Origin of the sequence: Rhodococcus erythropolis R138 (genome assembly GCF_000696675.2) — a bacterium.
Lineage (GTDB): Bacteria > Actinomycetota > Actinomycetes > Mycobacteriales > Mycobacteriaceae > Rhodococcus_F > Rhodococcus_F erythropolis.
This window is the reverse complement of record NZ_CP007255.1, coordinates 5272998-5297201: the sequence shown is the minus strand read 5'-3', so window position 1 is coordinate 5297201 and position 24204 is coordinate 5272998. Positions and strand designations below refer to the sequence as shown.

Here is a 24204-nt window from a genome sequence, read left to right as displayed (position 1 = left end):
TATCCCTACGCAGTTACCTTCTGGTCCTCCGACGCTAACACCGCCGGGTAGCTGCGACTGCAAGTACCGCCAACTCCGTCCGAACGGGTGTTCAGACCGATGCGGCTTCGAGACGCGGATGTGACGTGGAAGCCTGGGTCGACCGCAATCGACGGAATCGGACCACGGCAACGACGGCGGCAACAGCGGCGAGGATCACCAACGGCAGTGACGGACCCATCGTGGGTTCGATGACAACCAGTAGCACCGGCAGTCCGAATCCGAGATAGGTGCCGACGTAGAAGATCCCGGTCAAAGCGCCCCGCGAGGCCGGGGGAGCCAGCGACTCGAGGTCGAGCAGTCCCTCACGCAGACACAGTCCGTAGGCCGTACCGAGGACGAGCGCGCAGACGATGAACAACCCGAGCGCGGGGTGCGCGCCGCCGACTGCGACCAGGCAGTATCCGAGTGCCGCCAGTGCGGCGCCGACCGTGCCGGCCTGAGGACCCCAATTGCGATGGCGCGCAGCGGTTTGAACCAGGATTCCAGCACCCAGAGTCAGCGCCGCGGCGAAACCCGGAAGGAGAGGACCTGAGTAGCGGTCCCCGAGCCTGGCCGTCATGGTCACGAAAGACACTGTTGCGCTGGCGAACACCCATGGCGCCAACGGAAGTGCCCAGAGCAGTGCGACCTTCACACCGGCTCCCGACCGCTCTGCACGGTCGGGAATCTGTGTGAACATCGCAGCTTTGGTGGGAGCAGGAGTACGACTCCACACAGCTGCCGCGGCAACCGAACCCACCGACAAGACGGACGAGACGACAAAGGGCGTAGCGAGTGGGAAGGCGGCAAATTGTGCCAACAGACCCGAAAACAGTGGTCCCAGTGCAAAACCCGAGGTGAGTACGACGCCCGCCATCACGGTTCCGGACTTGCCGCGAAGGTCGGCCGCCCACGCGGTACCCGCGCCGATTGCCAGACCGGCACCGATACCGACTACGAGGCGCCCGACCATGAGCCCGGGCGCGTCGTGCCAGAGAAGAAGAATCAAGGTTCCGAGCGAGGCTACGAGTGCTCCGGGAAGGACGACTACAGCTCGGCCGACGCGGTCCGACACTGCTCCACCGGTCAACAGGCCGGGTAGGAGTCCGAGCGCATAGATACCGAAAACACCGTCGAGCACGATATGCGAAAGGCCCTCGTCCACCCGGAGAACCGGGATGAGCGAAGCAAAGTGGTTGGCGGCCCAACCCGTCGAAAGTAGTACGGCCAGTACCGAGATGAACCCGCGACGGGATGGATCGCCCATACCGGCAGCTTAGGCGGGCACCAGATCGCTCACGTCGGCGAGGAGTTCAAACGTGCGCAACCATGCCTCGCGGTTGGTGCCGGTCGACACCGTGATCAGCTCGTCGGCCTGCGCATGCTCGGTGAATTCGTCGAGGTACGCACGCACCTCGGCGGGCGTGCCGATGGCGCTGTACTTGGTCATTTGCAGAACCTGCTGACCGGCGGGGGAGTCGAGCAGCATGTCCGCTTCGTCGTCCGTGAATTTGCGTCCACGCCCGAGAAGAAGACTGACGCGCGAACGCTTGGCCGCGAGGAAGTCCTGCTGAGCCTGCTCATGGGTGTCGGCGGCGATGACGTTGACGCCGGCGATGACGTACGGCTCCGCCAACTGCTCCGACGGCTTGAACTCGCGTCGGTAGATTGCGACGGCGTCGCGCAGGGCGTTGGGGGCGAAGTGCGAGGCAAATGCATACGGCAGGCCGAGCATCGCGGCGAGCTTGGCGCCGAACAGTGACGATCCGAGAATGTAGAGCGGAACGTGAGTGCCCTTACCGGGAACGGCATTGATTCCGGGGACGCGCGAGGTGTCGCCGAGGTAGCCCTGAAGCTCGAGTACGTCCTGCGGGAAGCTGTCCGAAGAACTCGGGTCGCGTCGCAAAGCCTGCATCGTCTTCTGATCACTACCGGGCGCGCGGCCGAGACCGAGATCGATTCGACCGGGGTGCAAAGTCTCGAGGGTGCCGAACTGCTCGGCGATCGTCAGCGGTGCGTGGTTGGGCAGCATGACTCCACCGGCGCCGAGGCGGATTTTGCTGGTGTTCGCGGCGACGTGGCTGATCAGAACGCTGGTTGCCGAAGACGCGATGGAACCCATGTTGTGGTGCTCGGCGTACCAGATTCGCTTGTAGCCCCACTCCTCGGCACGCTGCGCCAAGGTCACGCTGGCGTCGAAGCTGTCTTTGGCGGTTTCGTCGTCCCCGATGTGGGCGAGGTCGAGGATGGAAAGTGGTACGGCCATGGAGGTGGAGCCTTTCTCAGCGAATAGAACGCAAGCGTCGTTGGAGGGTGCAACCATCTGGCCGGCTTTCCTATTTCCCCCTGGTCAACGCCCACGGATGGCGGCGAGGAGGAGAAGGCGTCAAGTCTTTGTCTCAATTTCGGTCATTTCGGATATTTCGGGTGAAAGTGGGGGCTAGATTTCCCGAATCGGAGGTTCTTTCGCATTCCAAGTGAATCGAGACCAGCATGGCCACTGATCGGAAGGCTGTAAACAAGCGCAAAGTACGTGCATTACTAGCCGGAGGACTTGTCCTCGGTATCGGCGCCGCTGTCACCTTGGCAGCGTGGACAGACAATGTTTTCGGCGACGCGCAGTTCAAGACGGGAAGTTGGAATCTCCAGGGCAGTTTCGACGGACTGACGACCTGGGGTGAGTATCAAGTCGACGCTTCCGCCGGCCACTTCCAATTCAGCACGGGATTCAACACACTCGCACCCGGAACGACGGTATATGCGCCGGTAGCGCTACGGATCGGTCCCACGGCCAGCGCTTTCGGCGCGACGGTACAACTACTCGGTGCGACGGGCGGTGATGCCGATCTCAAACCCGCCCTGCGGTACTCGGTGTATCGAGGTGTCTCCTCCACGGCCTGCACGGCGGCGGGAATTGGAGCAGGCACAGCATGGGTGGGCACGACAGCTAGTCCGGTGGCCTTGACGGCAGGTTCGGGTTCGGATGTCGCCTTGCTAGGCACGGGTGTGCCGGTCGAACTGTGCTTCGCGGTCACGCTGCCCGCCGGAGTCGACCCCTCGATCGTGTCGGGCAAGGACACCGGGCGCTTGCTCTGGCAGTTCACCGGCCAGTCCACCCCCTGACGCCTGCGTGGTCACACGGCGAATGCGTCAGGTGTACGCACTGGCGGCCTCGGGACTCGTCCTGGGTATCGGTGCAACCACCGTGGCTGCCAGTTGGGTGGACAGCACGATGGGCGATGCATCGTTTCGCACCGGAACCTTCGGAATCGAGTCGAACGTCGGCGGTGGATGGTCGTCGCATGCATCCAGTGCCCCTGGCATTTTCACGTACACACCCTCGGCGCTCCTGATTCGCCCCGGTGCGTTCTCGTACGGCCCGATATCTCTTCGAACAGTGCCGGTCTCGCCGGCAGCATCCGTCACTCTGCAGGCGGCCACGGTTGCCGGCGACTCCACTCTGGCGTCGGCGCTTCGGTATCGGGTGGTCAAGTCGACGACCTGTGATGCGTCAGCCTTCTCCACGGGAACACCACAATTCGTGGTGGGAAGTGCGACGGTGTTTCCGTCGCTCTCAACTGGTTCCGCAGTCGGGGCCATCGCGCTACCCGCCGGTGGAGCGTCCCCGGGCGCCGCGGTGGCGCTGTGCTTCGAGATTTCGCTGCCCGGAACCTCGGCTAATTGGAGTAACTCGGCGTTGATCGGTAAAACGGCAACTCCCACTTGGCAGTTCAGTGCAACACCCTGAAGGAGCTGCAATGCCAACACATGCCCGGGCAACACATGTCCGGACGAAGAAGCGTTCGGTCCCCACGATCATCGGGGACTGCATCCTTCAGGTTCTCGCTGCCGGTGGGGTTGTTTGTATCGCTTTGGTGATCTGTGCCGTCGCCTTCGACATCACACTGATCATGTTCAAGACCGGATCGATGTCGCCGACCATTCCGACCGGATCTCTGGCAGTTGTACGGGAAGTACCGGCAGATTCCGTCGAGGTGGGCGACGTCGTCACCGTCGATCGGGGAGTGTCCGAACTGCCGGTGACCCACCGGGTCGTCTCCGCTCGTACCCAGGACAACGGCATCACGATTCTCGATCTCAAGGGTGATGCCAACGCTTCGGCTGATCCCGCGGTATACGAGGTCACCACGGTCCGAAAGGTGCTCTGGCACGTTCCGGGATTGGCGCGGGTGATCGTCTACTTCTCGAATCCTCTTGTTCTGGGGGCGATCACGCTGACCATGGCCGCTTTGGTGGTTGCGGTATTCTGGCCGCGCAATACCGATGACGACGATGATGCCGAATTGGCCGAACCGAAAACCGAACCCATTCAGGTTCTTCTACCGCCGGACGGCGGGAGGCAATGAAGCGTCGCCACCTGTTCTCAGTCATCGTATTGGCAGTTGCGGTTGTTCTGGGCTCCGGTTTCTCGTCTCACCCGCTGTTCGGAGAGACCGAAGCGGCGTGGACAGACTCCGAATACGTGACCGGTCCGATTTCCACCGGTTCATGGACGACGAGTGGGTACGGCAGAGGCGCCGGCGGGCTCGGGTTGTCCAGTGGCGGAATCGTGATAGATCTTTTCGGCAGTTCGATGTTCGAAGGTGTCTCACAACAGAACACGATTGGAAAGGACCTGGACACAACCAATCTTGTGGTTGCAAAGCTGCTGGGCGTCAACTCGTTGTCCCGGACCGGATCGATCTCGTCGTGCGCTGCCTACTCGGTCGGGCAGCCTGCGAGCGGCCGCTGCCAGTCGGCAATTGTTTCGGATACCGATGCGACGTCGACACTCACCTCGATGACCGTGACAGTGAACTTGCTGTCCCTACTGGGGATTGATCTGGTCAGTGCGCCGATAGTCACTGTGGCATCGCCGATTACGGCAGGGGCTGCGTGCGATACCTCGAACAGGGCATCGGTATCGGCGAGTAGCCCCACGAATCAGGTGACGGTGGGATCTCGCGTCCTCACGATTCCACAGCCTGCCGAGAACGCATCGGTGACGGTGACAGGGGCGGACGCCACTGTGAACGCCGCTGGCTTGGCGACGATTCAATACACGAACATCAAGCTCGTGAGCACGCGAACGTCCACGGCAACAACGGCGCAATCGACGCTGAGCGTAAGTCTTTCGATGGCAGCTTTTGCGATTCTGGGGGCGCAGATACTGGGCACCACAAACGTGACGTTCAATCTTGTAACGGCCCAATGCGGAATTGGCAACGCGACATACCCGGTCACGCCGCTGAGCCTCCCAACCGGATTTGCTGCGCGTGCGGTCAGCCCGACGCCTACTTCGGTGAGCGAACCCCCATCATCGACGACTTCTTCGACCACAGCAGCTGAGACCACAGCAGCTGAGACCACGGCAGCTGAGAACACTGCAGGGATGACGACCACCGCGTCTGTGCCGACACCGACAGCAATCCCGACATCGACAGCAACGCCGACATCGACAGCAACGCCGACAACGCCGACAACGACGGCTACACCAACCACGAGTACACCGGCTCCGGCGGACCCAATCGGGACAGTAATCCAGGGGCCCGTCGGTTCGAGTATCTCCGCCTTCACCACGGATGACGGACTCACCTGCGACGTTGCGCCTGATGCGGACTACACGAGCGAAGTTGCAGTCGAATGCTCGGACGGCACAACGGGTACGGTCCCCGGTTCTGAACTCGGCCCGAAGCCAACCGCACCGGGGGAGTACCTCAGGATCCCCCTGACGAGAGACCACGTCACCGGAGTCGTCACCCTGAACTCAGCGACACGACGCTGATCAGTTACGCACGGCATTGGCCATGGCGGCCAATGAGAGGGCCTGACGAGCACGGTCGAGGACAACCGCACGAGAGATGTCGATGTGCGATACCAGCGCCTCGTGGGCTTGCGGAATCTTGCCGTCCAGAACCAGTTCGACGACGGAGATATGTTCCTCCACGGTGGCCTTCATGCGGTCGGGAGTCAGGTAGTCGAACATCCGCACGGGGCGCAGCTTCGAGTTGACGGCCTGCAAGGCGTCGACCAACGCGTGGTTTCCGGACGAGGCGAGGAGCGCGATGTGGAACTCCTCGTCGAGCGTCACGAAACCGGCGTCCGGTACCGGCATCTGTTTGAGAAATGCGTACCACTTGTCGAGCTCGGAACCGAGCGCGTCTCGATCATGAGCGTGGGCCTCACCGTCGAGTACCCGACGAAGCCCGTGCACCTCGAGGAGTATGCGCAGCTCGTAGAGTCCACCCAACTCGTCGAGGTGCGGTCGGTACGGAAAGAGTCCATGTTCGTCGCGCTCGACCAGCCCGTCGGATTCCAACTTTGCGAGCGCTTCGCGCACCGGTGTTCGCGAGACACCGTAGAGATGGGCCAGGCGTTCCTCGCCCAGTCGTTCCGAGGGCGCGATCTGACCGGACATCAGATCGTTTCGGATCGACCGGTAAACCTGTTCGCGCAGCGGCGGCCGCACACTCATGTCAGATTGCCATCGCTCGACGAACCGCCTCGGTGGACGTGGTGCCGCCCTCACCGGTCGAGGTCACGTGTCCGGCCGCGAGAATGCTGTAATGCTGAGCAGATTGGAGCGCGAAACCGATGTGCTGCTCGACAAGGAGGACACCGAGATCGCCGCGCTCGGTGAGTTCCATGACGGTTCTTTCGATTTCGGCGACCACGTTGGGCTGAATGCCCTCGGTTGGTTCGTCGAGGATGAGGATCTTGGGCTCGGTGATCAAGGCGCGGGCGATGGCAAGTTGTTGTCGCTGCCCACCGGAGAGAAGCCCGGCACGACGGTCGAGGAGTGTGGTGAGCGCGGGAAACAGATCCAATGCCTCTGCGATGAGTGCCTTTCCGCGTTTGCGCCCGTCGGCGACCACCCGAAGATTCTCGGCAGTTGTCAGTTGTCCGAACGACTGCTGACCCTGCGGTACGTAGGCAAGTCCGCGAGCGACGCGGGCGCTCGGCCGTAGTCCGGTGATGTCCTCACCGTTCAGAAGTACCTTTCCCCGCGTAGGTTTGATCAGACCGACGGCGGCGCGCAGCAAGGTGGTTTTACCCGCACCGTTGTGACCCATGACTGCCGCAACCCCGTCACTGGGAACCAGTAAGGATACGCCGTGGATTACTTCGGTGCGTCCGTAGCCGGCGCGGATGTCGACGAGCTCGAGCATGATTCAGTCCTCCGGGGTCGGTTCGGTGTCGGCGCCGAGATCGGTTCCGGCAGCGGCTGTGCCGAGATAGACCTCTTGCACCTTGGGGTCGGCTTGAACCTCCGCCACAGTTCCTTCGGCGAGTACTTTCCCAGCGGCGAGCACTGTGACGGACGTGGCGAACGATCGCATGAAGTCCATGTCGTGCTCGACCACGACGACGGTTCGTGCACCGCCGATGCGACGCAGAAGGTTTCCGGTCTCCTCGCGCTCCTCCAGGCTCATCCCAGCGACGGGCTCGTCGAGTAGTAGCACGGAACAGTTCTGCACCAACAACATTCCGATTTCGAGCCACTGTTTCTGCCCGTGCGCCAGAATGCCCGCGGGAGTGTCTCTGAGGTGCTCCAAGCCGGTTGTCTCCAGAGCCTCCTCGATCTCGGGGAGCACACCTTTGCGCCTTCGGAGCAGGTTCCACGCCGAGCGACCGGCTCCCGCCGCGATGTCGAGATTCTGCAGCACCGAGAGTTCTTCGAAGACGCTTGCCGTCTGGAAGGTTCGCCCGACGCCGAGGCGGGCGATCTTGTGAACCTTCTTGCCGAGTAGTTGCTCGCCGGACTTCGTGATCGAACCCGTCGCGGGAACGAGTCCGGTGATGGCGTCGACCAGCGTTGTCTTTCCAGCCCCGTTCGGGCCGATGAGAAACCTGAGGTCGCCCTGCATGAGGGTCAAGTCGACGCCGTCGACGGCCTTGAAACCGTCGAAGCTGACCGAAAGGTTCCGTACTTCGAGGTACTCGGACGACATTCCGGCGTTGCCGCCCAGTGCCGGTGTGGGTTCGCTGGTGGCGGTTGTGTTGGTCATGACGACACCTCCACTGGTTCGGGTTGGGAGACCTTGACCGGCGGGTCGGCCGGGGTCTCACGCTTCTTGCGGTGGCGCATCAGGGCGAACAATCCGGCCACACCTGCCGGGAAGAACCCGACCACGACGATGAACATCAACCCTTGTGCGTAGATCCATCCCGAAGGGAGTTTCTCCGAGAATGTCGACTGCGCCCAAGCGACGCCGATCGCACCGAGTACCGGACCCAGAAGCGTTGCGCGGCCACCGATCGCGACCCCGATGAGGAAGGCGATTGACGGAACGATCCCGACGTCGGCGGGGGAGATGATGCCCACGATCGGAACGAAAAGCGCACCGGCGATACCGGCGAGGAACGCCGCGGTCACGTAGGCGACCAGTTTGATGTTCGCCGGATCGTATCCGAGGAAACGTACGCGCTCCTCTTGATCGCGGACGGCGACGAGGAGTTCGCCGTATCGGGAGTTCATCAGCTGGCGAATCAGAGCGACCGATGCGAGAAGAACTCCGGCGGCGATGAAGAACAACATCTGCTTGTTCGCCGGATCGTTGAGGTTGAAACCGAAGAACGTGCGAAAGCGGTTGAGGCCGTTGCTGCCACCGATCGACTGCTGGCCGATCAAGAGGATCGCGAAAGCCGCGGCGAGTGCTTGCGAGAGGATCGCGAAGTATGCGCCCTTGACTCTCCGCTTGAACACACCGAGTCCGAGGAGAAAGGCAACAGCGGCCGGCAGGAAAAGGATGGCGAAGATCGCCACGAATGGCGAGGCGAACGGTTGCCAGTATCCCGGAAGTTCGGTCTTGCCCGCGATGGACATGAAGTCCGGTACCGCGTCGCCCTTGAGTTCGGCATCGGCGATCTTGAGGTGCATCGCCATCACGTATGCGCCGATTCCGAAGAAGACGCCCTGGCCGAGCGTGAGCATTCCGCCTCTGCCCCAAGCCAAGCCGATGCCGACAGCGACTATGGCGAAGCACAGGAATTTGGCCAACAGTGACAGCCTGAAGTCCGAGAGCACAGCCGGAGCGATGGCGAACAGCACGATCGCGGCAAGTGCAAAACCGCCCCACACCCGAATTCGGGAATTGTTCAGGATGCTCATACGAGGCTCCTCGTCTTGACTGCGAACAGGCCCTGCGGCCGAACTTGAAGGAAGACGACGATGATGACGAACACGATCACCTTCGCGATCGACGCCGTCGTCGAGTACTCGATGAACGAGTTCAAGATGCCGAGGGCGAAGGCTGCGATCACGGCTCCCTTCATCTGACCGAGACCGCCGACGACAACAACCAGGAAGGCGTCGATCAGATACGACTGGCCGATGGTCGGGCTGGTGGAACCGATGAGTGTCAACGCGACACCCGCGACGCCGGCGAGTCCGGAACCGAGGAAGAAGGTCGTGATGTCCGTACGACGAGAAGAGATTCCGCTCGTCTCGGCCAGATCGCGATTTTGGACGACGGCCCGGATGCGTCGACCCATCGACGACTGCTTCAGTGCGACCGAAAGCGCGATCACCGCTGCGATCGCCAACACCAGAATGAAGATGCGGGTTTTCGGTACTACGGCGCCGAAAATATCGACCCCGCCCGAAAGCCAGCTCGGCGCCGAAACATTGACTGCCGGCGCGCCGAAGATGTCGCGCGCCAACTGCTGAAGGATTAATCCGACGCCGAATGTCACCAACAGGGTGTCGAGGGGTCGGTGGTACATCCGCGATACCAGGACCACTTCGAGCACGACACCCATCAGTCCGCCGACGACAAAACCGACGAGCAGAGAAATGATCAAAGATCCCGTTGCATTCGAGATCACCTGCTGCACTACGTATGCGGTGTACGAGCCGGCCATGATGAACTCGCCGTGTGCCATGTTGATGACACCCATCTGCCCGAACGTGAGAGACAATCCCAACGCTGCCAACAGGAGAATCGATCCGATACTCAAACCCGTGAACAACTGTCCGATCACAACATCCATGACAGACGCTCCACCTCTCTACTCGTCGATTCCGTCAATTCCGCCTTTCGTCGATCAGCTGCCGAGTCCCTCGGCCCAGGGGTAGTTCTTCAGGTACGGATCCGGCTCGATCGGCTGTCCCGAATCCCAGACCGTGTAGATCAGTCCGTCGGAACGGATTTCGCCGATTCGGGCAGTCTTGGTGATGTGGTGGTTGTCGCCGTCGATGGTGACGAGTCCTTCGGGTGCCTGGAAGGTCACACCGTCGGCGTTGTCCTGAATATCCTTGACCGCAAACGAGTTGGCCTTCTCGACTGTGTTCTTCCAGAGGTAGACGGAGGTGTATGCCGCTTCCATCGGATCGGACGTGGGCTTGTCCTGGCCGAACTTCGCCTTGTACGCCTCGACGAACTTCTTGTTCTCGGGGGAGTCGATGGTCTGGTAGTAGTTCCACGCCGTCAGCTGGCCTTCGACGTTCTGGACTCCGATACCGCCGACCTCTTCCTCCGCAATGGAGACGGAGACGACGGGCATGTCGGCGGGCTTCAGGCCGACATTCGAGTATTCACGGAAGAACGCGACGTTGGAATCACCGTTGAGTGTGTTGAACACGGCATCGGCGTCGGCTGTGCGGACCTTGTTCACGATGGTGGAGAAGTCGGTCGAGCCCAATGGCGTGTAATCCTCGCCCTTGATCTCGATGCCGTTCGCTGCCGCGTACGCCTTGATGATGCGGTTGGCGGTCTGCGGGAACACGTAGTCGCTGCCGACCAGATACAGCGACTTGACGCCCTTCTCCTTCAGGTAATCCAGAGCGGGGATGATCTGCTGGTTGGTCGTTGCACCCGTGTAGAAGATGTTCTTCGAATCTTCCAGCCCCTCGTACTGGACCGGGTAGTAGAGCAAGGAATTGTTGTCCTCGAACACCGGCAGCATGGCCTTGCGGCTCGAGGAAGTCCAGCCACCGAAAACTGCTGCGACGCAATCGCTGCTGATCAGTTTCTCGGCCTTCTCGGCGAACACTGTCGGCTCCGACGCGCCGTCCTCTGCCACGATCTGGATCTTCTTGCCCAGCACACCGCCGGAATCGTTGATCTCCTGCACCGCCAACGAGATGGAGTCGCGGACCGTCACTTCACTGATGGCCATGGTGCCCGAGAGTGAATTCAGAGAACCGACCTTGATCGTGTCCCCCGAGGTGTCGACGCACGACGTAGCCGTCGAATCTCCCGATGCGGTGTCTGTCGCCTTGCTTCCGCAGCCGGTGAGAACCAAGCCCAGCGCGGCGAGAGCGGCCGGCGCGGCAAGGGTGCGCTTCGAGAAGGTTCGCATGTACGGGCCTTTCGTGTCGATGGCTCTGGCAGACAATGGCTCTGACAGATCTGTATCCGGAGTGCGTATACAACGCTGTATTCGTCGAGTGCACAGAGTAGGTGGAAGTTGTTGCGGTGGAATGACTGTCGGTGACAAGTGTGTGTCCGGTGTTTCGATTGGATGTCCAGGACCTCACACCGCAGGTCAGCGAGGGTGCGGTGTTAGCATCGACGAGAAATTGATCAAGCACTCGCTTGACGATCGGAACGTCGGAAGGATCTTCTCGTGCGCTCGACCCGACGGGACGAAATACTCGCTCATGCGGCCAAGCTGTTCAGTGAGCGGGGAATCGCCGCGACGACGGTACGCGACATCGCCGACGAAGTCGGGATTCTCTCCGGCAGCCTCTACCACTACTTCGACTCCAAGGATGCGATAGCCAACGAGATCGTCGTCCGGTTTCTCGAAGACCTCAACGTCAGGTACGAAGACTCGATCGAGCCGGGAGGTTCGGCCCGAGATCGCCTGGCAACGATGGTCTCGGTGTCTTTTGCATCGGCGGTGGATCACCCGTATGCCACGGAGGTCTATCAGGGAGAAGCCATACTTTCGTCGCAACCGGCGGACGCGCCCATCACCATCCTGGTTCAGAAGGCACACAGCTACTGGCGATCGGCTATCGCTCGCGGAATTGCCGACGCGGAGTTTCGGGAAGACATCGATCCCGAACAGTTTCACCGTCTCCTGCGTGAATCCGTCTGGTCCACCGTCGCGCAGTATCGCCCGCAGCTTTCCGAGTTGGCGGATGATCTGCAGCGCAATCTGATTTCGGTATTCCTGGACGGCTTCGCCGCACGTTCCGTCGACGGCGAGCCGGTGGCACGCATTGCGCGGCGCACGACGAAGAAGGAAGCGCAGACCGTATCTCCTGCCTCCGAATTTGCCGAACTCCGCTCTGACTCCCAAATGGCCGAACTCCGTTCGGACGTCGACGAATTGAAGTCCGTCATTCGCGAACTCAGCTCCTCGATCCGGCAGCTGCAGAAGCCGTAACACCGCAGTTCCTGCGCGTGTAGTTCGAATTTTGACTATCGGTGTGACCCAGTGCATACTTCTGTCCACACTCATAAATCAAGCGCTTGTTTGATTTACCAAGCAGAGTTTGGACGGGAGATTGATGTGAGACTCGGAAAGGCGATTGCCGTCTGCGCGGCAGTGGTCCTCGGGGCGAGCGCGTGCGCATCTGCCGGTGTCATTCCCGAAGACACCATCGTCATCGGTTTGGACGAGGACTCCACCGGGCCCGGTGCGTCGTACAGCACGATCGCCGGCAAGACCGTGCGTATGACTGTCGACCTGATCAACCAGGCCGGCGGAATCAACGGCAAGCAGGTCGAATTGGTTGTCGAGAATGACGAGAGCAGTCCCACCAAGACCCCGTCGATCATTCGGAAGTTGGTCGATCACGGATCAAGTGCGGTCATCCTCGCCACCGGCAGCGGGTCGGTGCTGCAGGCCAAGTCGATTCTCCAGCAGTCGAAGATTCCCGCGATAGCTCCGGTCGTTCTCAGCGACGCCTTTGCCTCGGCGCCCGACAACGACTTCTCGTTCATGATTCCGAACTCGTTGAAGCAGTACGCCCAGGTGTACTGCGGGGCTTTCGAGAAGATGGGGTACAAGTCCCTGGGAATTCTCGGTGACGCGAGTGCGTCCATCGACGGAATCATCAAGACCCTGCGGCCGGCGCTCGAGAAGTGCGCGAGAGTGACGGGCGTCGAAAAGGCGCCGGTCGATGCCGCGGACATCACCGCACAGGTCTCACGTCTCGCGGAAACCGAACCGGACGCGATTCTGGTCGCCAGTATCGGCGGGCACTTCGAAATCCTCGCGCACAACACCTTGTCGAAGATCACCCCACAGACGCAACGCTTCTCACTCGCTTCCATCGGAAACCAGCCCGCATCTTGGGCTTTGGCGGACCCGAAGGCGTTGAGCGGCATGGTGTACATGGGCTCGCTCAGTGAGAACAACCCGAGAACCGCCGAACTGCGTCGCAAGGTGCAGGCGGTGAAGGGGCCTGATTATCAACTGACTGCCTACGACGCACAGGCGTACGACGCCGTCATGATGTTGGCCGAGGCAATCGAAATTGCCGGCGACCACCGAGATCGGACGGCCGTTCGTGATGCTCTTCAACAGGTTTCGGCACTTCCCGCCAGCTTCGGCCAGGACGGATTGACACTGTCGTTCTCCTCGCAGGATCACCTGGCTCCGGACAGCCTCTGCGGACTGGTGCTCGTCGAATTCGGTGAGGACAACAAGCCGGCCCATCCGTGGGATTCCTACCAACCCCCGTGTGGATAACCGAGGAGCCTTGACATGACAGACGCACAACTGTGGCTCGCTGCCATCGAGATCGGTGCATTCTTTTCACTGATAGCCCTCGGAATGTATCTCGTGGTGGTCGGCGCCGATTTCTTCAATTTTGCGATGGGTCCGTATGCGATGGCTGCGGCCTTGGCGTCGAGTTGGGTCGCGATCAATTACGGGCTCGCTCTCTGGATTGCCATGCCGCTAGGGATCGCGGTAGCGGTGGCGCTGTCGATCCTGACGGAAAAGCTTGTGGTCAAACAGGTTCAGAAGCGATCGGGTCGTGGGGAACTACCGGCGTTGGTGGCTGTGACCGCAGTACTGTTCGGGATCCAGCAGCTCGCCGGCACTGTCTTCGGCCGAACACCACTTCCCGGGCAGAAGATCTTCGACTTCGATCCGATATCGGTGCTCGGTGCCACCGTCGACAGTTCGACCGTTGTACTCGTCGTCGGAACTGCAGTGATCTTCGTCGGTATCGGACTGTGGCTGAACCGGTCCACCTCGGGCCGTCTGCTTCGCGCCGTCGGCGACAGTCCGGATGCCGCCCGCGTCCTGGGCTTGCCGGTGGATCGGGTACGCCTCATCGCGTTCACCCTCGCGGGTGTGATCGCCGCCGTCGCCGGACTTCTGTTCGCTCCCAAGGCCGGTGTTCAGTTCACGAGCGGTCTGTCATGGACGCTGACGGCATTCATCGCACTCGTCATCGGTGGTACCGGCCGGAGTTGGGCTCCGCTGATCGGCGGAATGGTGTTGGGCGTCGTCCAGGTATTCGCCCCGTACTACTTCGGTGCGAGTGCTGCTCAAACCGCGATTCTGTTGATTGCCCTGGTGTTCTTCGCTTTCCGTCCGGAAGGCTTGCTCTCGAGGAAGGTTCGCGTCTGATGGCCTCGCTTTCTACCAGTCCGCTGACGTCAAATCCGCCCACTCCGGCCGGCAGTTCCCGGACGAGGATGCTCGCTGTGTCACGGGAAGCGCTGATCACCGTGGTCGTGGTCGCTGCCGTGCTGCTGTGGATGGGGCCGAGTCTGTACCGACAGGATCTGGTGTTCCTCGCTGCGACGTATTCGCTGATCGCCCTCGGCATGTACGTGCCATTCGTGCTCGCGGGATCACTGTCGATGGCGTACAGCGCGTATGCGGCGATCGGCGCGTATGCCGTTGCGCTGATCTCGGTTCGGACCGGGTTGTCGATGTGGTGGGGATGGATTCTCGGCGCCCTCGCCGCTGCAGCGGTTGCAGTACTCCTCAGCTTGGCAACGCAGAAACTCTCCGGCTTCTACCTTGCCGCTGTGACCTTGTTGTTCGGTATCGCTTTCGAGCACTGGTTGATCGACGGGCCGAGTTTCACCGGCGGGTCGGCCGGGGTCTCGGGCGTCGAGACTGTGACGATGTTCGGCTGGGAGCCACCGCGCTACGCATTGGTCGTGTTCGCGATCTTGTTCGTGTGTCTGATCGCGGTCGCTGTCGATCGACTTCGGAAATCGGTGTGGGGGCTGATGTTGCAAGCTGCCCGCGACAATCGTAATGTCGCACGGTCTTCCGGCGTCAATCCTGCGCACCTGACCGTTGTGGCGCTGGCGATCGGTGCCGCGATCGCGTCGACCGGCGGATCGCTGTTCACCGTGTCGGTGCAAGCTGTCACTCCTGAAACCTTCACTCTCAGTATTGTTTTCCTTGCAATCTTCATGCCGATCATCGGCGGTCGCGGCTCGGCGTGGGGTGCTCCGCTCGGTGCATTGATCGTGGTGATCGTGACGCTGAACATGCCCGGCTACCAGGGAAGTGGCGAACTCCTGCTTGCCGGAGCCGTCCTGGTGATCCTCATCGTGGCGCCTGGTGGGGTGATCGGGTGGAGTCAGAACGTTCTCGGTCGAATGAACCGTCTGTACAAGGAGCGTGGCAATCGATGACTCGGCTACTCGAAGTGAGCGGGCTCCACAAGTCCTACGGCGGCGTCCGCGCTGTCGACGATGTCTCGTTCAGCGTCGGACCGGGAGAGGTGATCGGCCTGGTCGGCCCGAACGGGGCAGGCAAGACCACACTGGTGGACTGCATCTTCGGCACACAGCAAGCAGACTCCGGAACCGTCGCGCTCGCCGGTGCTCCCTTGACCGGGCCGTCGGAGCGCCGTGCACGGCAAGGGCTCTCGCGCACGTTTCAACATCCGCAGCTCGCGGCGGAACTCGACGCCGTCGACAACATCATCCCGGGACTGTACGGGCACAAGATCACCTCACCTCTGCACTCGCTGTGGTGGGCGATCAAAGGACCTTTCGAGAACTGGGACCGGACAGCACAGCGGGCCCGGGAGATTGCTGCGCGATACTCGGTCACCGACGTCGAGAGTGCTTGCGGGGATCTCAGTTTGGGGGCGCAGCGTCTGGTCGAGGTGGCGCGGGCGATGGCGACCGAACCCGATGTTCTCCTGTTGGACGAACCGTTTGCCGGCGCGGATCACGACGGCATCGCTGCCATCTCCGGTGCCGTGCGATCGATTGCCGCGCAGGGCAAAGGAGTAGTCCTGGTCGATCACAACGTCGATCTCATCGCGGCGCTCGCCACCAAGATCGTGCTGCTCAATTTCGGATCAGTGGCGTTCTACGGACCACCGCAGGAGTGCTTGGCCAGCGACGCGATGCGAGAAGTCTATTTCGGTTCCGAATACGAGGAAGGCGCCTGACATGCTCGAACTCGACAGAGTCACAGTTCGATACGGATCCGCTGTCGCCGTCCGGGAAGTCTCCCTTGTCGCCCCCGCCGGTGAAGTGACAGCGATCGTCGGGCCGAACGGTGCAGGCAAGACCAGCTTGGCGGGATCCATCTACGGCTCGGTTCCCGCCACCGGGACAATCAAATTCGATGGTCGAGAGATCCAGAAATTATCGGCACTGGATCGTGTCCGCAGCGGATTTGCCTACGTACCCCAAGGCAGGCAACTGTTCATGCGAATGTCCGTTCGCGAGAACCTACGCGTCGGCGCAGACCTGCTGGGATTGAAAGCCGATGCCGTGGAAACAGCTTTCGAGAGGTTCCCGATCCTGCGTGAACGCTCCGAGAGTTATGCCGGGGTACTCAGCGGTGGTGAGCAGCAGATGTTGGTTCTGGGGCGGGCCCTTCTGGAAACCCCGAAGGTGTTGCTCCTCGACGAGATGATGACAGGACTGGCACCGAAAATCGTCGCGGAGCTGCGAGCGCTGGTCGGGGGTCTGGCCGCCGAGGGTGTGACCGTCATCGTGACGGAACCGGCACTTACTGCACTGAAATCGGTTGTCGACCGCGGATATGTCATGCAGCGCGGCGAACTCGTCCGCGAATGCGATTCCGCAGCGACACTGGACAACGCGTACAAACAATCGATGGGCGTACTCAGCGCCGACGGGAGATGATCGACGATCATGCTTGAAACGAAGACACTCGACTTCACCGTCGGTGAATTCGCCACGAATCCGGACCGGTTCGCCGGCGTCAGCATCAGCGAAATGGTCAGGCATTGGTCTGAGACCATCCCGGACGAAACCGCCTTTGTCACTCCGGAATCGAGGGTGTCGTGGAAACAGTACGACGCGGCTGCCGATGCGATCGCGTCGGCGCTGGATCTAGCTGGTGAGGGATACGGACATGTAGCCGTGTTGCTCCCCGACACCGCTGTATTCCATGCGGCTCTCTGCGCAGCATTTCGTACCGGCCGCGTCGCCGTCGGAATCGGTTCGCGCTCGGGCATTCGCGAGATCTCTCATCTGATCGCCCGCTCGGAAGCCTCCGTTCTCGTCACCACACGCACGCTGCGCGGCGTCGATACCGCCGAACTCGTGGCGAGTCTGCGGGCAGAGCATCCCGGACTGGACGTCGTCTTCGCCGACGAACGCGCCGACGTGAGTTTCGAACGCGTGAGCGCAAACGGCGAACTCACCTCGTTGTCGGTCGAACTAAAGCAGTTCCCCGCAACCAGCCCGTGTTTTGTCACGTCAGCCGTTTCGATGCTGAACTCGACGTCCGGCACAACGGGCCTACCCAAACTGGTCACACAAACCGAGGATCGTTGGGTTGGTTTCTCCGAGATTGCCGCCGAGGCGGCGGCGATCGGTCCGGATGAGGTGTTCCTCGGTGCGGTTCCGGCACCTTTCGGATTCGGCCTCTGGACTTCGCATTTCCTGCCGGCGCTACTCGGTGCTCGCAATGTCGTCATGGAACGCTTCGACGTTTCGGTGATGATCGAGTTGATCGAGCGCGAACGGGTGACTGCTTTGAATTGTGTGAGTACACAATTCAAGATGCTGTTGCGTTCGGAGGCCGCGGAATCGGCCGATCTCTCGTCACTTCGTTTCATGTTCACCGGTGGTGAAGCCGTGCCGTATTCGGAGGCACTGGCCTTCGAACAACGTACCGGAGCGGCTGTCCTGCAGTTCTACGGATCAAACGAAACCGGCGCCGTCTCGGTGACGACGGTTTCGGACGGTTCCGATACCCGACTGAAGACGTGCGGCCACGTCATCGATCGCATGCAAGTTCGTGTATTCGACGATGCGGCAAAGGAAGTGACCGGCTCCGTCCGTCGCGGTCAGCCTGCGGTCAACGGCCCGCTGATGTGCCAGGGTTATTGGGGCGACGTCGATGCAAACGACGAGTTGTACACCGACGACGGTTGGATGCTTCTCGGCGACATCGTCGAGATCGACGAGACCGGGCGGGTGCGTGTGGTCGGGCGCAAAGCCGACATCATCATTCGAGGCGGCAAGAACATTTCCGCGGTCGAGGTCGAGGAGTACGTGCGCGCGCATCCTTCGGTGGAACTGGTCGCCGTGGTCGGAGTCGACGATCCGCTGTTCGGTGAGAAGGTCTGTGCGGTCGTCGTGTCCGCCGATGACGATCTGAGTTCGGTGGACCTGACCGCCTGGCTGCAGAGCCGAGGAGTGACCCGCGAGTACATACCCGAGTACGTGATGACGGTCGCCGAATTGCCGATGGCGGCAGGCGGCAAAGTAGCCAAGGGCGAAGTCAAGGCACTCGCGCAGCGGCGGATCGCTGAACTCGGCTGATCGCGCCTGACAGTACCGGCGTCGCGTTACGCTGATCCGGACATTTTGCCGAGAGTGAAGGAAACCCGATGACGAACCCTTCACCGCATCGGTGGCGCAGGCGCTTGCTGTGGGCTCTGGCAATTGTGTTCGTTCTGGTCGGAGCCGTGGTTCTGGCCTTCGTTCTGAGCCCGAGACCTGGCGCACTCACCGTACGATGGGTCTTCGATCGTGATGCCGTGAAAGTCACCGAGGCGCTCGAGAAGCACGCGCCCGAAGGCGTCGACTCGATCAAGGACCAGCAGTACCGCGCCGATGACGACGACGCATACCTGGATGTCTACTTTCCCGCAGCGACGACGACCGCATTGCCTACGGTGATCTGGACTCATGGCGGTGCCTGGATCTCGGGAAGCAAGTCCAACTACGCGCCGTACTACGAGTTGCTGGCCTCTCGTGGCTACACCGTTGTGTCCCTGGACTACTCACTCGGACCTGAGCACCACTATCCGACAGCGGTGCGGCAGCTCAACGACGCTCACGCGTACGTCGTCGCGAATGCGGAACGGCTGCATGTTGATCCGACGACGGTCGTTCTCGCCGGTGATTCTGCGGGAGCGCAACTCTCGAGTCAGCTCGCCACTCTCGTCACTGATCCCGCGTATGCGAACCGTGTGGGCGTGGTCCCGTCGCTGCGGCCGGATCAGTTACGTGGAGTAATCCTGAACTGTGGAATCTACGACGTCGGGAACATGGTCGGCGGACCCGGCATCATCGGTTGGGGGGTTGATCGGTCCCTCTGGGCGTATACCGGCGTGCGTGACTTCATGAGTACCGACGCAGCGGATCAGATGTCGACCTTGAACTACGTCAGCGCTCAATTTCCGCCTGCCTACATCAGCGGCGGCAACGCGGATCCTTTGACAGATTCTCAGTCGAAACCGTTGGCTGACAAATTGACGGGGTTGGGAGTTGCGGTCGACACACTGTTCTATCCGGCCGATCACGTTCCGGCGCTCGGTCACGAGTATCAGTTCGATCTGGACAATGCCGACGGTCTCACTGCCCTCGATCGCACGGTTCAGTTTCTCGACGCACACACCAGCTAGTTGTCGGATGATGCTGAGACGCTGAAGAAATGGTCATTTCAGACAAAGCGCCGCGGGTGTGTTGCCGGGGAATTCTCGACTAGTCCTTTTGGTCTAGCCTGGGTGAATCCGATCCGACCCCAGGAGTTGTTGTGCGCGCGTCTTCCCCCGACAGACGGCGAAGGCGCATTGTCGGAATCGCGGCGGTATTCGTCGTCATTCTGCTGTCCGGGGTAACCGCGGCAATCGTCAGTCCGTGGCCAGGAGTTCTCCTCGTACGGTGGATGTCAGCGGGTGGCTCCGAAGCGACTCACGCACAACTCGACAGGCATGCACCGTCAGGAATCGTCTCGATTCTCGATCAGTCGTACCGCGACGGCGACGACGATGCACAACTGGACGTTTACTACCCGTCGGAGTCCACTTCGGCGCTACCCACGGTGGTCTGGGTGCACGGGGGTGGCTGGATATCAGGATCGAGAACTGATGCCGACGGTTACTACAAACTGTTGGCAAATCAAGGCTTCACAGTGATTTCGGTGGACTACTCACTGGGACCAGATGCGTATTACCCCACCGCAGTGAATCAACTGAACGACGCGTATCGATTTATCGTGAGCAATGCGGACAGGTTGCATGTCGATTCGAACAATCTCTTTCTTGCGGGAGATTCGGCAGGCGCGCAGTTGTCCAGTCAGTTGGCGACGGTCATGACCAGCCCTGACTACGCGTCGGAAATGGGTGTGGAGCCGGCATTACGTCCCGAGCAGATACGCGGAGTTGTCCTCGACTGTGGGGTCTTCGATCTGAAACCGCTGCTGTCACAGGGGAAGTACTTCGGTTGGGGCGTCGACAAGCAATCGCTGTGGGGGTATCTCGGAACGAGGGACTTCGACGGGTCGACTGCAGTGGGTCAGATGTCGACACTGGGCCATGTGACCTCGGACTTTCCAGCGACGTTCATCACCGGCGGAAATGTCGACCCGCTGACCGCCAGCCAGTCGAAACCCATGGCAGAACGGCTCGCCGATCTGGGCGTCGAAGTAGACGCACTGTTCTACCCCGAAGATCACGAGCCTGCGCTGGACCACGAATATCAGTTCGACCTCGATACCGTGGACGGGATGATCGCGTTCGATCGCACAGTCGCGTTCCTGCGCAACTACGTGCGTTAGCGCGGTCAGCGAATCACGTAAGGCGAAATCGAACTCCGGTGCTCGCTGATGTCGAGGTCTTTACCCAACGGCGGGAAGGCACGCTGCGGACAGTTGAGGCGTTCGCAGACACGGCAGCCCGAGCCGATCGGCGTTCCCGGATTCGACTCGTCCAGATCCAGACCGTCGCTGTAGACGAGTCGGTGGGCGTGTCGAATCTCGCATCCCAATCCGATGGCGAAGATCTTTGCGGGCTGTCCGTATCGAGCCGCTCGACGTTCGACCGTGCGAGCAACCCAGAGGTATCGGCGGCCGTCGGGCATCTGTGCGATCTGGGGCATGATCTTGCCCGGATATGAGAACGTCTCGTAGACGTTCCACAGCGGGCACGTACCGCCGCTGGTGGAGAAGTGGAATCCGGTGGCGGACTGACGCTTCGACATGTTTCCGGCACGGTCGACACGGACGAACATGAACGGAACCCCGCGAAGTTTGGGGCGCTGCAGGGTCGAGAGGCGGTGGCAGATCGTCTCGTAGCTCGCGGAATAGAAGGCGGACATGCGCTCGATGTCGTACCGGAAGTCCTCGGCGACGTCGTGGAACTGGCTGTAGGGGAGCACGGTGGCCGCCGCGAAGTAGTTGGCCAATCCAAGTCGCGCCAGGGAGACCGACGCTTCGCTGGTGAAGTTGCCTTCGGCCACCAACGAGTCGAGCAGATCGCCGTGCTCGAGGTACGCGAGTTCTGTCGCGAACTTGAAGACCTGTTGCCCGCCGGAGAGCCGTGCGGAGATTTCCAGGACCCTGGTATCCGGGTCGTAACGATGAAGTATGTTCTCGCCCAGGTCGACTCGTCGAACGATCTGCACGCCGTGGACGGTTTCCAGGCGCCTGGCGATCTCGCCGGCGACGTCGCCGCGATGAAAGCGCATCCGGGCAGTGAGTTCTTCGGCCGCGGTGTCGAGATCGTGAATGTAGTTCTGCCGCTGATAGAAGTAGTCGCGCACTTCCTCGTGCGGCATGGTGATCGAACCGCTGCCGCTGCCGTCCGAGAAGCGGTCTTCCGTCGCTGCGGCGAGTTGCGCCGTGGTGTTGCGGAAGCGGCGATGCATGTTGACCATCGCCTTGGCCAGGCCCGGGTGCGTGGAGACCATCTCCGCGATTTCGTGGGCGTCGGCGTCGATGCCCATCTCCTGATCGAGGGCAACTTCACGCATTTCCGCGATCAGGCGCGTGTCGTCCTGTGGGGAGAAGAAGGTGGTGTCGACGCCGAAGACTTCACTGATTCGCAGGAGGACCGGCACGGTGAGTGGCCGGACGTCGTGCTCGATCTGATTGAGATAGCTTGCCGAGATCTCCAGCGTCTTGGCCAGCGAAGCCTGACTCAACCCGCGCTCGGTCCGCAGTTGGCGGAGCCGGACACCGACAAAGGTTTTCGACATTTTCCCAGGATACGAGTGACAGTCCGGCTTCGCAAAGGTGGGTTTGCAGAATTCACACCGGTACCCCCTGTGAGTTGTTGAGGAGTCCTCACACTCCTCAACCACTCACGGGGCCGGAGGCCTAGACCCTGTTCTCCGAACGCGGAGCGCCGATTCCGGGATCGATCTGGAACGGTCCGCTCGACGAGGGTGCGAGGGGGAAGTCGAAGATCGCAGTCGGGAGATACACCGTCGAACACGAGTTGGGGATATCCACGACGCCAGACAGACGGCCCTCGATCGGTGCCGCACCCAGCAGCAGGTACGCCTGCTCCGGCGCGTACCCGAACTTGGTCAGGTACTCGATCGCATGCAGGCACGCACGCTGGTAGGACAGATGTGAATCCAGGTACTTCTGTTCGCCGTCCAACGTGACGGAAGTGCCCGAGAACGCAAGCCACTCGGAATACTGCGGATCCGTGTTGCCCGGCATGAAGATGGCGTTCTCGGAAACGCCGTAGGTATCCATTCCGCCCTTGATGATGTCCACACGAAGATCGATGAAGCCGCCCATCTCGATGGCACCGCAGAAAGTGATCTCACCGTCGCCCTGGGAGAAGTGAAGATCGCCGACCGACAGATTCGCGCCGTCCACGAACACCGGATAGAAGATTCGGCTGCCCTTGGTGAGGTTCTTGATGTCCTGGTTTCCGCCGTTCTCACGCGGGGGAGCGGTGCGAGCCGCCTCGCCGGCCACGCGGGTGTACTCGTCACCGGTCAAGGTTCCCAGTACTGCATCGCGGGGCTCGGGCGGAAGTGCAAGCGGGGGAACCCGATTGGGATCGGTGGCAATGAGGGCGCCCTCGCGGGCATTCCACTTGGCGAGCAAGGCTGCCGACGGAGCCGTGCCCATGAGTCCCGGGTGGACGATGCCCGTGAACGAGACGTGCGGAATGTGACGCGACGTCGCCGTTTGGCCGGAGAAATCCCAGACGGCCTTGTACGCGTCGGGGAACTGTTCGGTGAGGAAGCCGCCGCCGTTGTTCCGAGGGAAGATGCCCGTGTACCCCCAGCCTTGGCCGGCCAACGGACCCGAATCTTCTTGGGGGATAGGCCCGATATCCAAGATGTCGACGATCAAGAGGTCGCCGGGCTTTGCGCCTTCGACGGAAAAGGGGCCGGACAACGTGTGGACCGTGGTCAGTGGTGCATTGAGAATGTCGTCGGCCGAGTCGTCGTTGTGTATTGCGCCGTCGAACCATTCGCGGCAATGGACACGAAACGCATCACCGGGTTTCACCGTCACCGCCGCCGGGATGTCCGGGTGCCACCGATTGTGGCCGACGATCGCCTGGTCGGTGAATTTCTTGGCGGAATCGAGTGGAAACAGCAGTTCAGGCATATGCACTCCTCATTCTCGAAGAAACGGAAAACTCGTGGCGGCAGGACTTTCGTGTCGGATCGGGACTCACGGCCAGGACGCGCGGTGAGGACGCTCAGGGGCGAGGTAGCTTGCGGTGCAACGGATTGGACGTCGTCGGGGCAGATTGTCGGCCGCGGCCCGGTAGTGACCCACTGACCACGGCAGGCTCGTGAGCTGATCGGGCAGTGCTGTCCAGTAAACCCATCGCGGTTGACGAGCGGTGGCTCAAACGGGGAGACGAGACAACACGCTTCGATTCGAGACTGCACTGGGGGCAACGGATCGACTGGGGCACTTCGGCCATCGCGAACGACCGCTCGAGCGGGCCGCAGCCGGTACAGCGAAACTCGTACAGAGGCATGCGGTCACGCTATCGGAGGATCCGTAAGTGCGACACTGGAACGACACGCACCGGGTTGCCGATGC

At 61.3% G+C, this 24204-nt stretch carries 25 protein-coding genes; 12 read left to right on the top strand and 13 right to left on the bottom strand.

Annotated features, from left to right (window positions below):
• Window positions 1–91 precede the first annotated feature (91 nt).
• Both H351_RS24275 and H351_RS24270 read right to left on the bottom strand, forming a co-directional pair.
• Entirely contained in the window at window positions 92–1288 is a 1197-nt protein-coding gene (locus tag H351_RS24275) for an MFS transporter (protein ID WP_029254808.1), read from the bottom strand.
• A 9-nt stretch (window positions 1289–1297) separates the two neighbouring features.
• The gene (locus H351_RS24270) at window positions 1298–2287 is read right to left on the bottom strand and encodes an LLM class flavin-dependent oxidoreductase (protein WP_029254809.1); all 990 of its coding nucleotides are present in this window, start codon (window positions 2285–2287) and stop codon (window positions 1298–1300) included.
• A gap of 227 nt (window positions 2288–2514) precedes the next feature.
• Between H351_RS24270 and H351_RS24265 the strand changes: the two genes are divergently transcribed.
• From H351_RS24265 to H351_RS24255, 3 genes are read left to right on the top strand one after another with little or no spacing between them, the layout of a single operon-like run.
• Window positions 2515–3144, top strand: coding sequence for a SipW-dependent-type signal peptide-containing protein (locus H351_RS24265; protein WP_029254810.1), 630 nt, complete (start codon window positions 2515–2517; stop codon window positions 3142–3144).
• Window positions 3145–3151: 7 nt separating this feature from the next.
• Window positions 3152–3769 (top strand): hypothetical protein, encoded by a 618-nt coding sequence (locus tag H351_RS24260; RefSeq protein ID WP_020906724.1) that lies wholly within the window; start codon window positions 3152–3154, stop codon window positions 3767–3769.
• Between the two features lie 10 nt (window positions 3770–3779).
• The gene (locus tag H351_RS24255; protein ID WP_021333892.1) at window positions 3780–4388 is read left to right on the top strand and encodes a signal peptidase I; all 609 of its coding nucleotides are present in this window, start codon (window positions 3780–3782) and stop codon (window positions 4386–4388) included.
• Between the two features lie 352 nt (window positions 4389–4740).
• Here the strand turns inward: H351_RS24255 and H351_RS31915 are convergent, their stop codons facing one another.
• The 8 genes from H351_RS31915 to urtA form a co-directional block, all read right to left on the bottom strand.
• A complete protein-coding gene (locus H351_RS31915; protein WP_125461331.1) occupies window positions 4741–4962 on the bottom strand; it encodes a hypothetical protein in 222 nt (73 codons plus the stop codon).
• Window positions 4963–5076: 114 nt separating this feature from the next.
• On the bottom strand, window positions 5077–5616 hold the full coding sequence (locus H351_RS32315; protein WP_201026952.1) for a hypothetical protein: 540 nt from the start codon (window positions 5614–5616) through the stop codon (window positions 5077–5079).
• A gap of 190 nt (window positions 5617–5806) precedes the next feature.
• Window positions 5807–6496, bottom strand: a complete 690-nt coding sequence (locus H351_RS24245) for a GntR family transcriptional regulator (RefSeq protein WP_019744449.1) — start codon at window positions 6494–6496, stop codon at window positions 5807–5809.
• A 1-nt stretch (window position 6497) separates the two neighbouring features.
• Entirely contained in the window at window positions 6498–7190 is a 693-nt protein-coding gene (gene urtE, locus H351_RS24240) for an urea ABC transporter ATP-binding subunit UrtE (RefSeq protein ID WP_003941544.1), read from the bottom strand.
• 3 nt (window positions 7191–7193) lie between these two features.
• On the bottom strand, window positions 7194–8030 hold the full coding sequence (urtD, locus tag H351_RS24235; protein ID WP_019744448.1) for an urea ABC transporter ATP-binding protein UrtD: 837 nt from the start codon (window positions 8028–8030) through the stop codon (window positions 7194–7196).
• Window positions 8027–9133, bottom strand: coding sequence for an urea ABC transporter permease subunit UrtC (gene urtC / locus H351_RS24230; RefSeq protein ID WP_021333894.1), 1107 nt, complete (start codon window positions 9131–9133; stop codon window positions 8027–8029). The genes urtD and urtC overlap by 4 nt, the downstream gene beginning before the upstream one ends.
• Window positions 9130–10014, bottom strand: coding sequence for an urea ABC transporter permease subunit UrtB (urtB, locus tag H351_RS24225; RefSeq protein ID WP_003941514.1), 885 nt, complete (start codon window positions 10012–10014; stop codon window positions 9130–9132). The genes urtC and urtB overlap by 4 nt, the downstream gene beginning before the upstream one ends.
• Window positions 10015–10068: 54 nt before the next feature.
• On the bottom strand, window positions 10069–11325 hold the full coding sequence (urtA, locus tag H351_RS24220) for an urea ABC transporter substrate-binding protein (protein WP_019744446.1): 1257 nt from the start codon (window positions 11323–11325) through the stop codon (window positions 10069–10071).
• Between the two features lie 267 nt (window positions 11326–11592).
• Here urtA and H351_RS24215 point away from each other — a divergent pair, with 267 nt between their 5' ends.
• The 9 genes from H351_RS24215 (at window position 11593) to H351_RS24175 (ending at window position 20958) form a co-directional block, all read left to right on the top strand.
• The gene (locus tag H351_RS24215) at window positions 11593–12360 is read left to right on the top strand and encodes a TetR/AcrR family transcriptional regulator (RefSeq protein WP_029254812.1); all 768 of its coding nucleotides are present in this window, start codon (window positions 11593–11595) and stop codon (window positions 12358–12360) included.
• Window positions 12361–12486: 126 nt separating this feature from the next.
• Window positions 12487–13671 (top strand): ABC transporter substrate-binding protein, encoded by a 1185-nt coding sequence (locus H351_RS24210; RefSeq protein WP_019744444.1) that lies wholly within the window; start codon window positions 12487–12489, stop codon window positions 13669–13671.
• 15 nt (window positions 13672–13686) lie between these two features.
• The gene (locus H351_RS24205; protein WP_019744443.1) at window positions 13687–14562 is read left to right on the top strand and encodes a branched-chain amino acid ABC transporter permease; all 876 of its coding nucleotides are present in this window, start codon (window positions 13687–13689) and stop codon (window positions 14560–14562) included.
• Window positions 14562–15590 (top strand): branched-chain amino acid ABC transporter permease, encoded by a 1029-nt coding sequence (locus tag H351_RS24200; RefSeq protein ID WP_019744442.1) that lies wholly within the window; start codon window positions 14562–14564, stop codon window positions 15588–15590. The genes H351_RS24205 and H351_RS24200 overlap by 1 nt, the downstream gene beginning before the upstream one ends.
• Window positions 15587–16360, top strand: a complete 774-nt coding sequence (locus tag H351_RS24195) for an ABC transporter ATP-binding protein (RefSeq protein ID WP_029254813.1) — start codon at window positions 15587–15589, stop codon at window positions 16358–16360. Before H351_RS24200 ends, H351_RS24195 begins: the two co-directional genes overlap by 4 nt.
• A gap of 1 nt (window position 16361) precedes the next feature.
• Window positions 16362–17066 carry an ABC transporter ATP-binding protein gene (locus H351_RS24190; RefSeq protein WP_019744440.1) on the top strand — a complete coding sequence of 235 codons (705 nt, stop codon included), beginning with the start codon at window positions 16362–16364 and terminating at the stop codon, window positions 17064–17066.
• Between the two features lie 9 nt (window positions 17067–17075).
• On the top strand, window positions 17076–18716 hold the full coding sequence (locus H351_RS24185; protein ID WP_029254814.1) for a class I adenylate-forming enzyme family protein: 1641 nt from the start codon (window positions 17076–17078) through the stop codon (window positions 18714–18716).
• A gap of 68 nt (window positions 18717–18784) precedes the next feature.
• The gene (locus H351_RS24180) at window positions 18785–19804 is read left to right on the top strand and encodes an alpha/beta hydrolase (protein ID WP_029254815.1); all 1020 of its coding nucleotides are present in this window, start codon (window positions 18785–18787) and stop codon (window positions 19802–19804) included.
• A gap of 131 nt (window positions 19805–19935) precedes the next feature.
• Entirely contained in the window at window positions 19936–20958 is a 1023-nt protein-coding gene (locus H351_RS24175) for an alpha/beta hydrolase (RefSeq protein WP_019744437.1), read from the top strand.
• Window positions 20959–20963: 5 nt separating this feature from the next.
• Here H351_RS24175 and ramB read toward each other — a convergent pair whose 3' ends face one another.
• The 3 genes from ramB to H351_RS31555 all read right to left on the bottom strand — a co-directional run bounded on the left by ramB (window position 20964) and on the right by H351_RS31555 (window position 24139).
• Window positions 20964–22376, bottom strand: coding sequence for an acetate metabolism transcriptional regulator RamB (gene ramB, locus H351_RS24170; protein WP_019744436.1), 1413 nt, complete (start codon window positions 22374–22376; stop codon window positions 20964–20966).
• A 121-nt stretch (window positions 22377–22497) separates the two neighbouring features.
• Window positions 22498–23757 carry a formamidase gene (gene fmdA / locus H351_RS24165; protein ID WP_019744435.1) on the bottom strand — a complete coding sequence of 420 codons (1260 nt, stop codon included), beginning with the start codon at window positions 23755–23757 and terminating at the stop codon, window positions 22498–22500.
• 94 nt (window positions 23758–23851) lie between these two features.
• On the bottom strand, window positions 23852–24139 hold the full coding sequence (locus H351_RS31555; protein ID WP_029254816.1) for an FmdB family zinc ribbon protein: 288 nt from the start codon (window positions 24137–24139) through the stop codon (window positions 23852–23854).
• Window positions 24140–24204 lie beyond the last annotated feature (65 nt).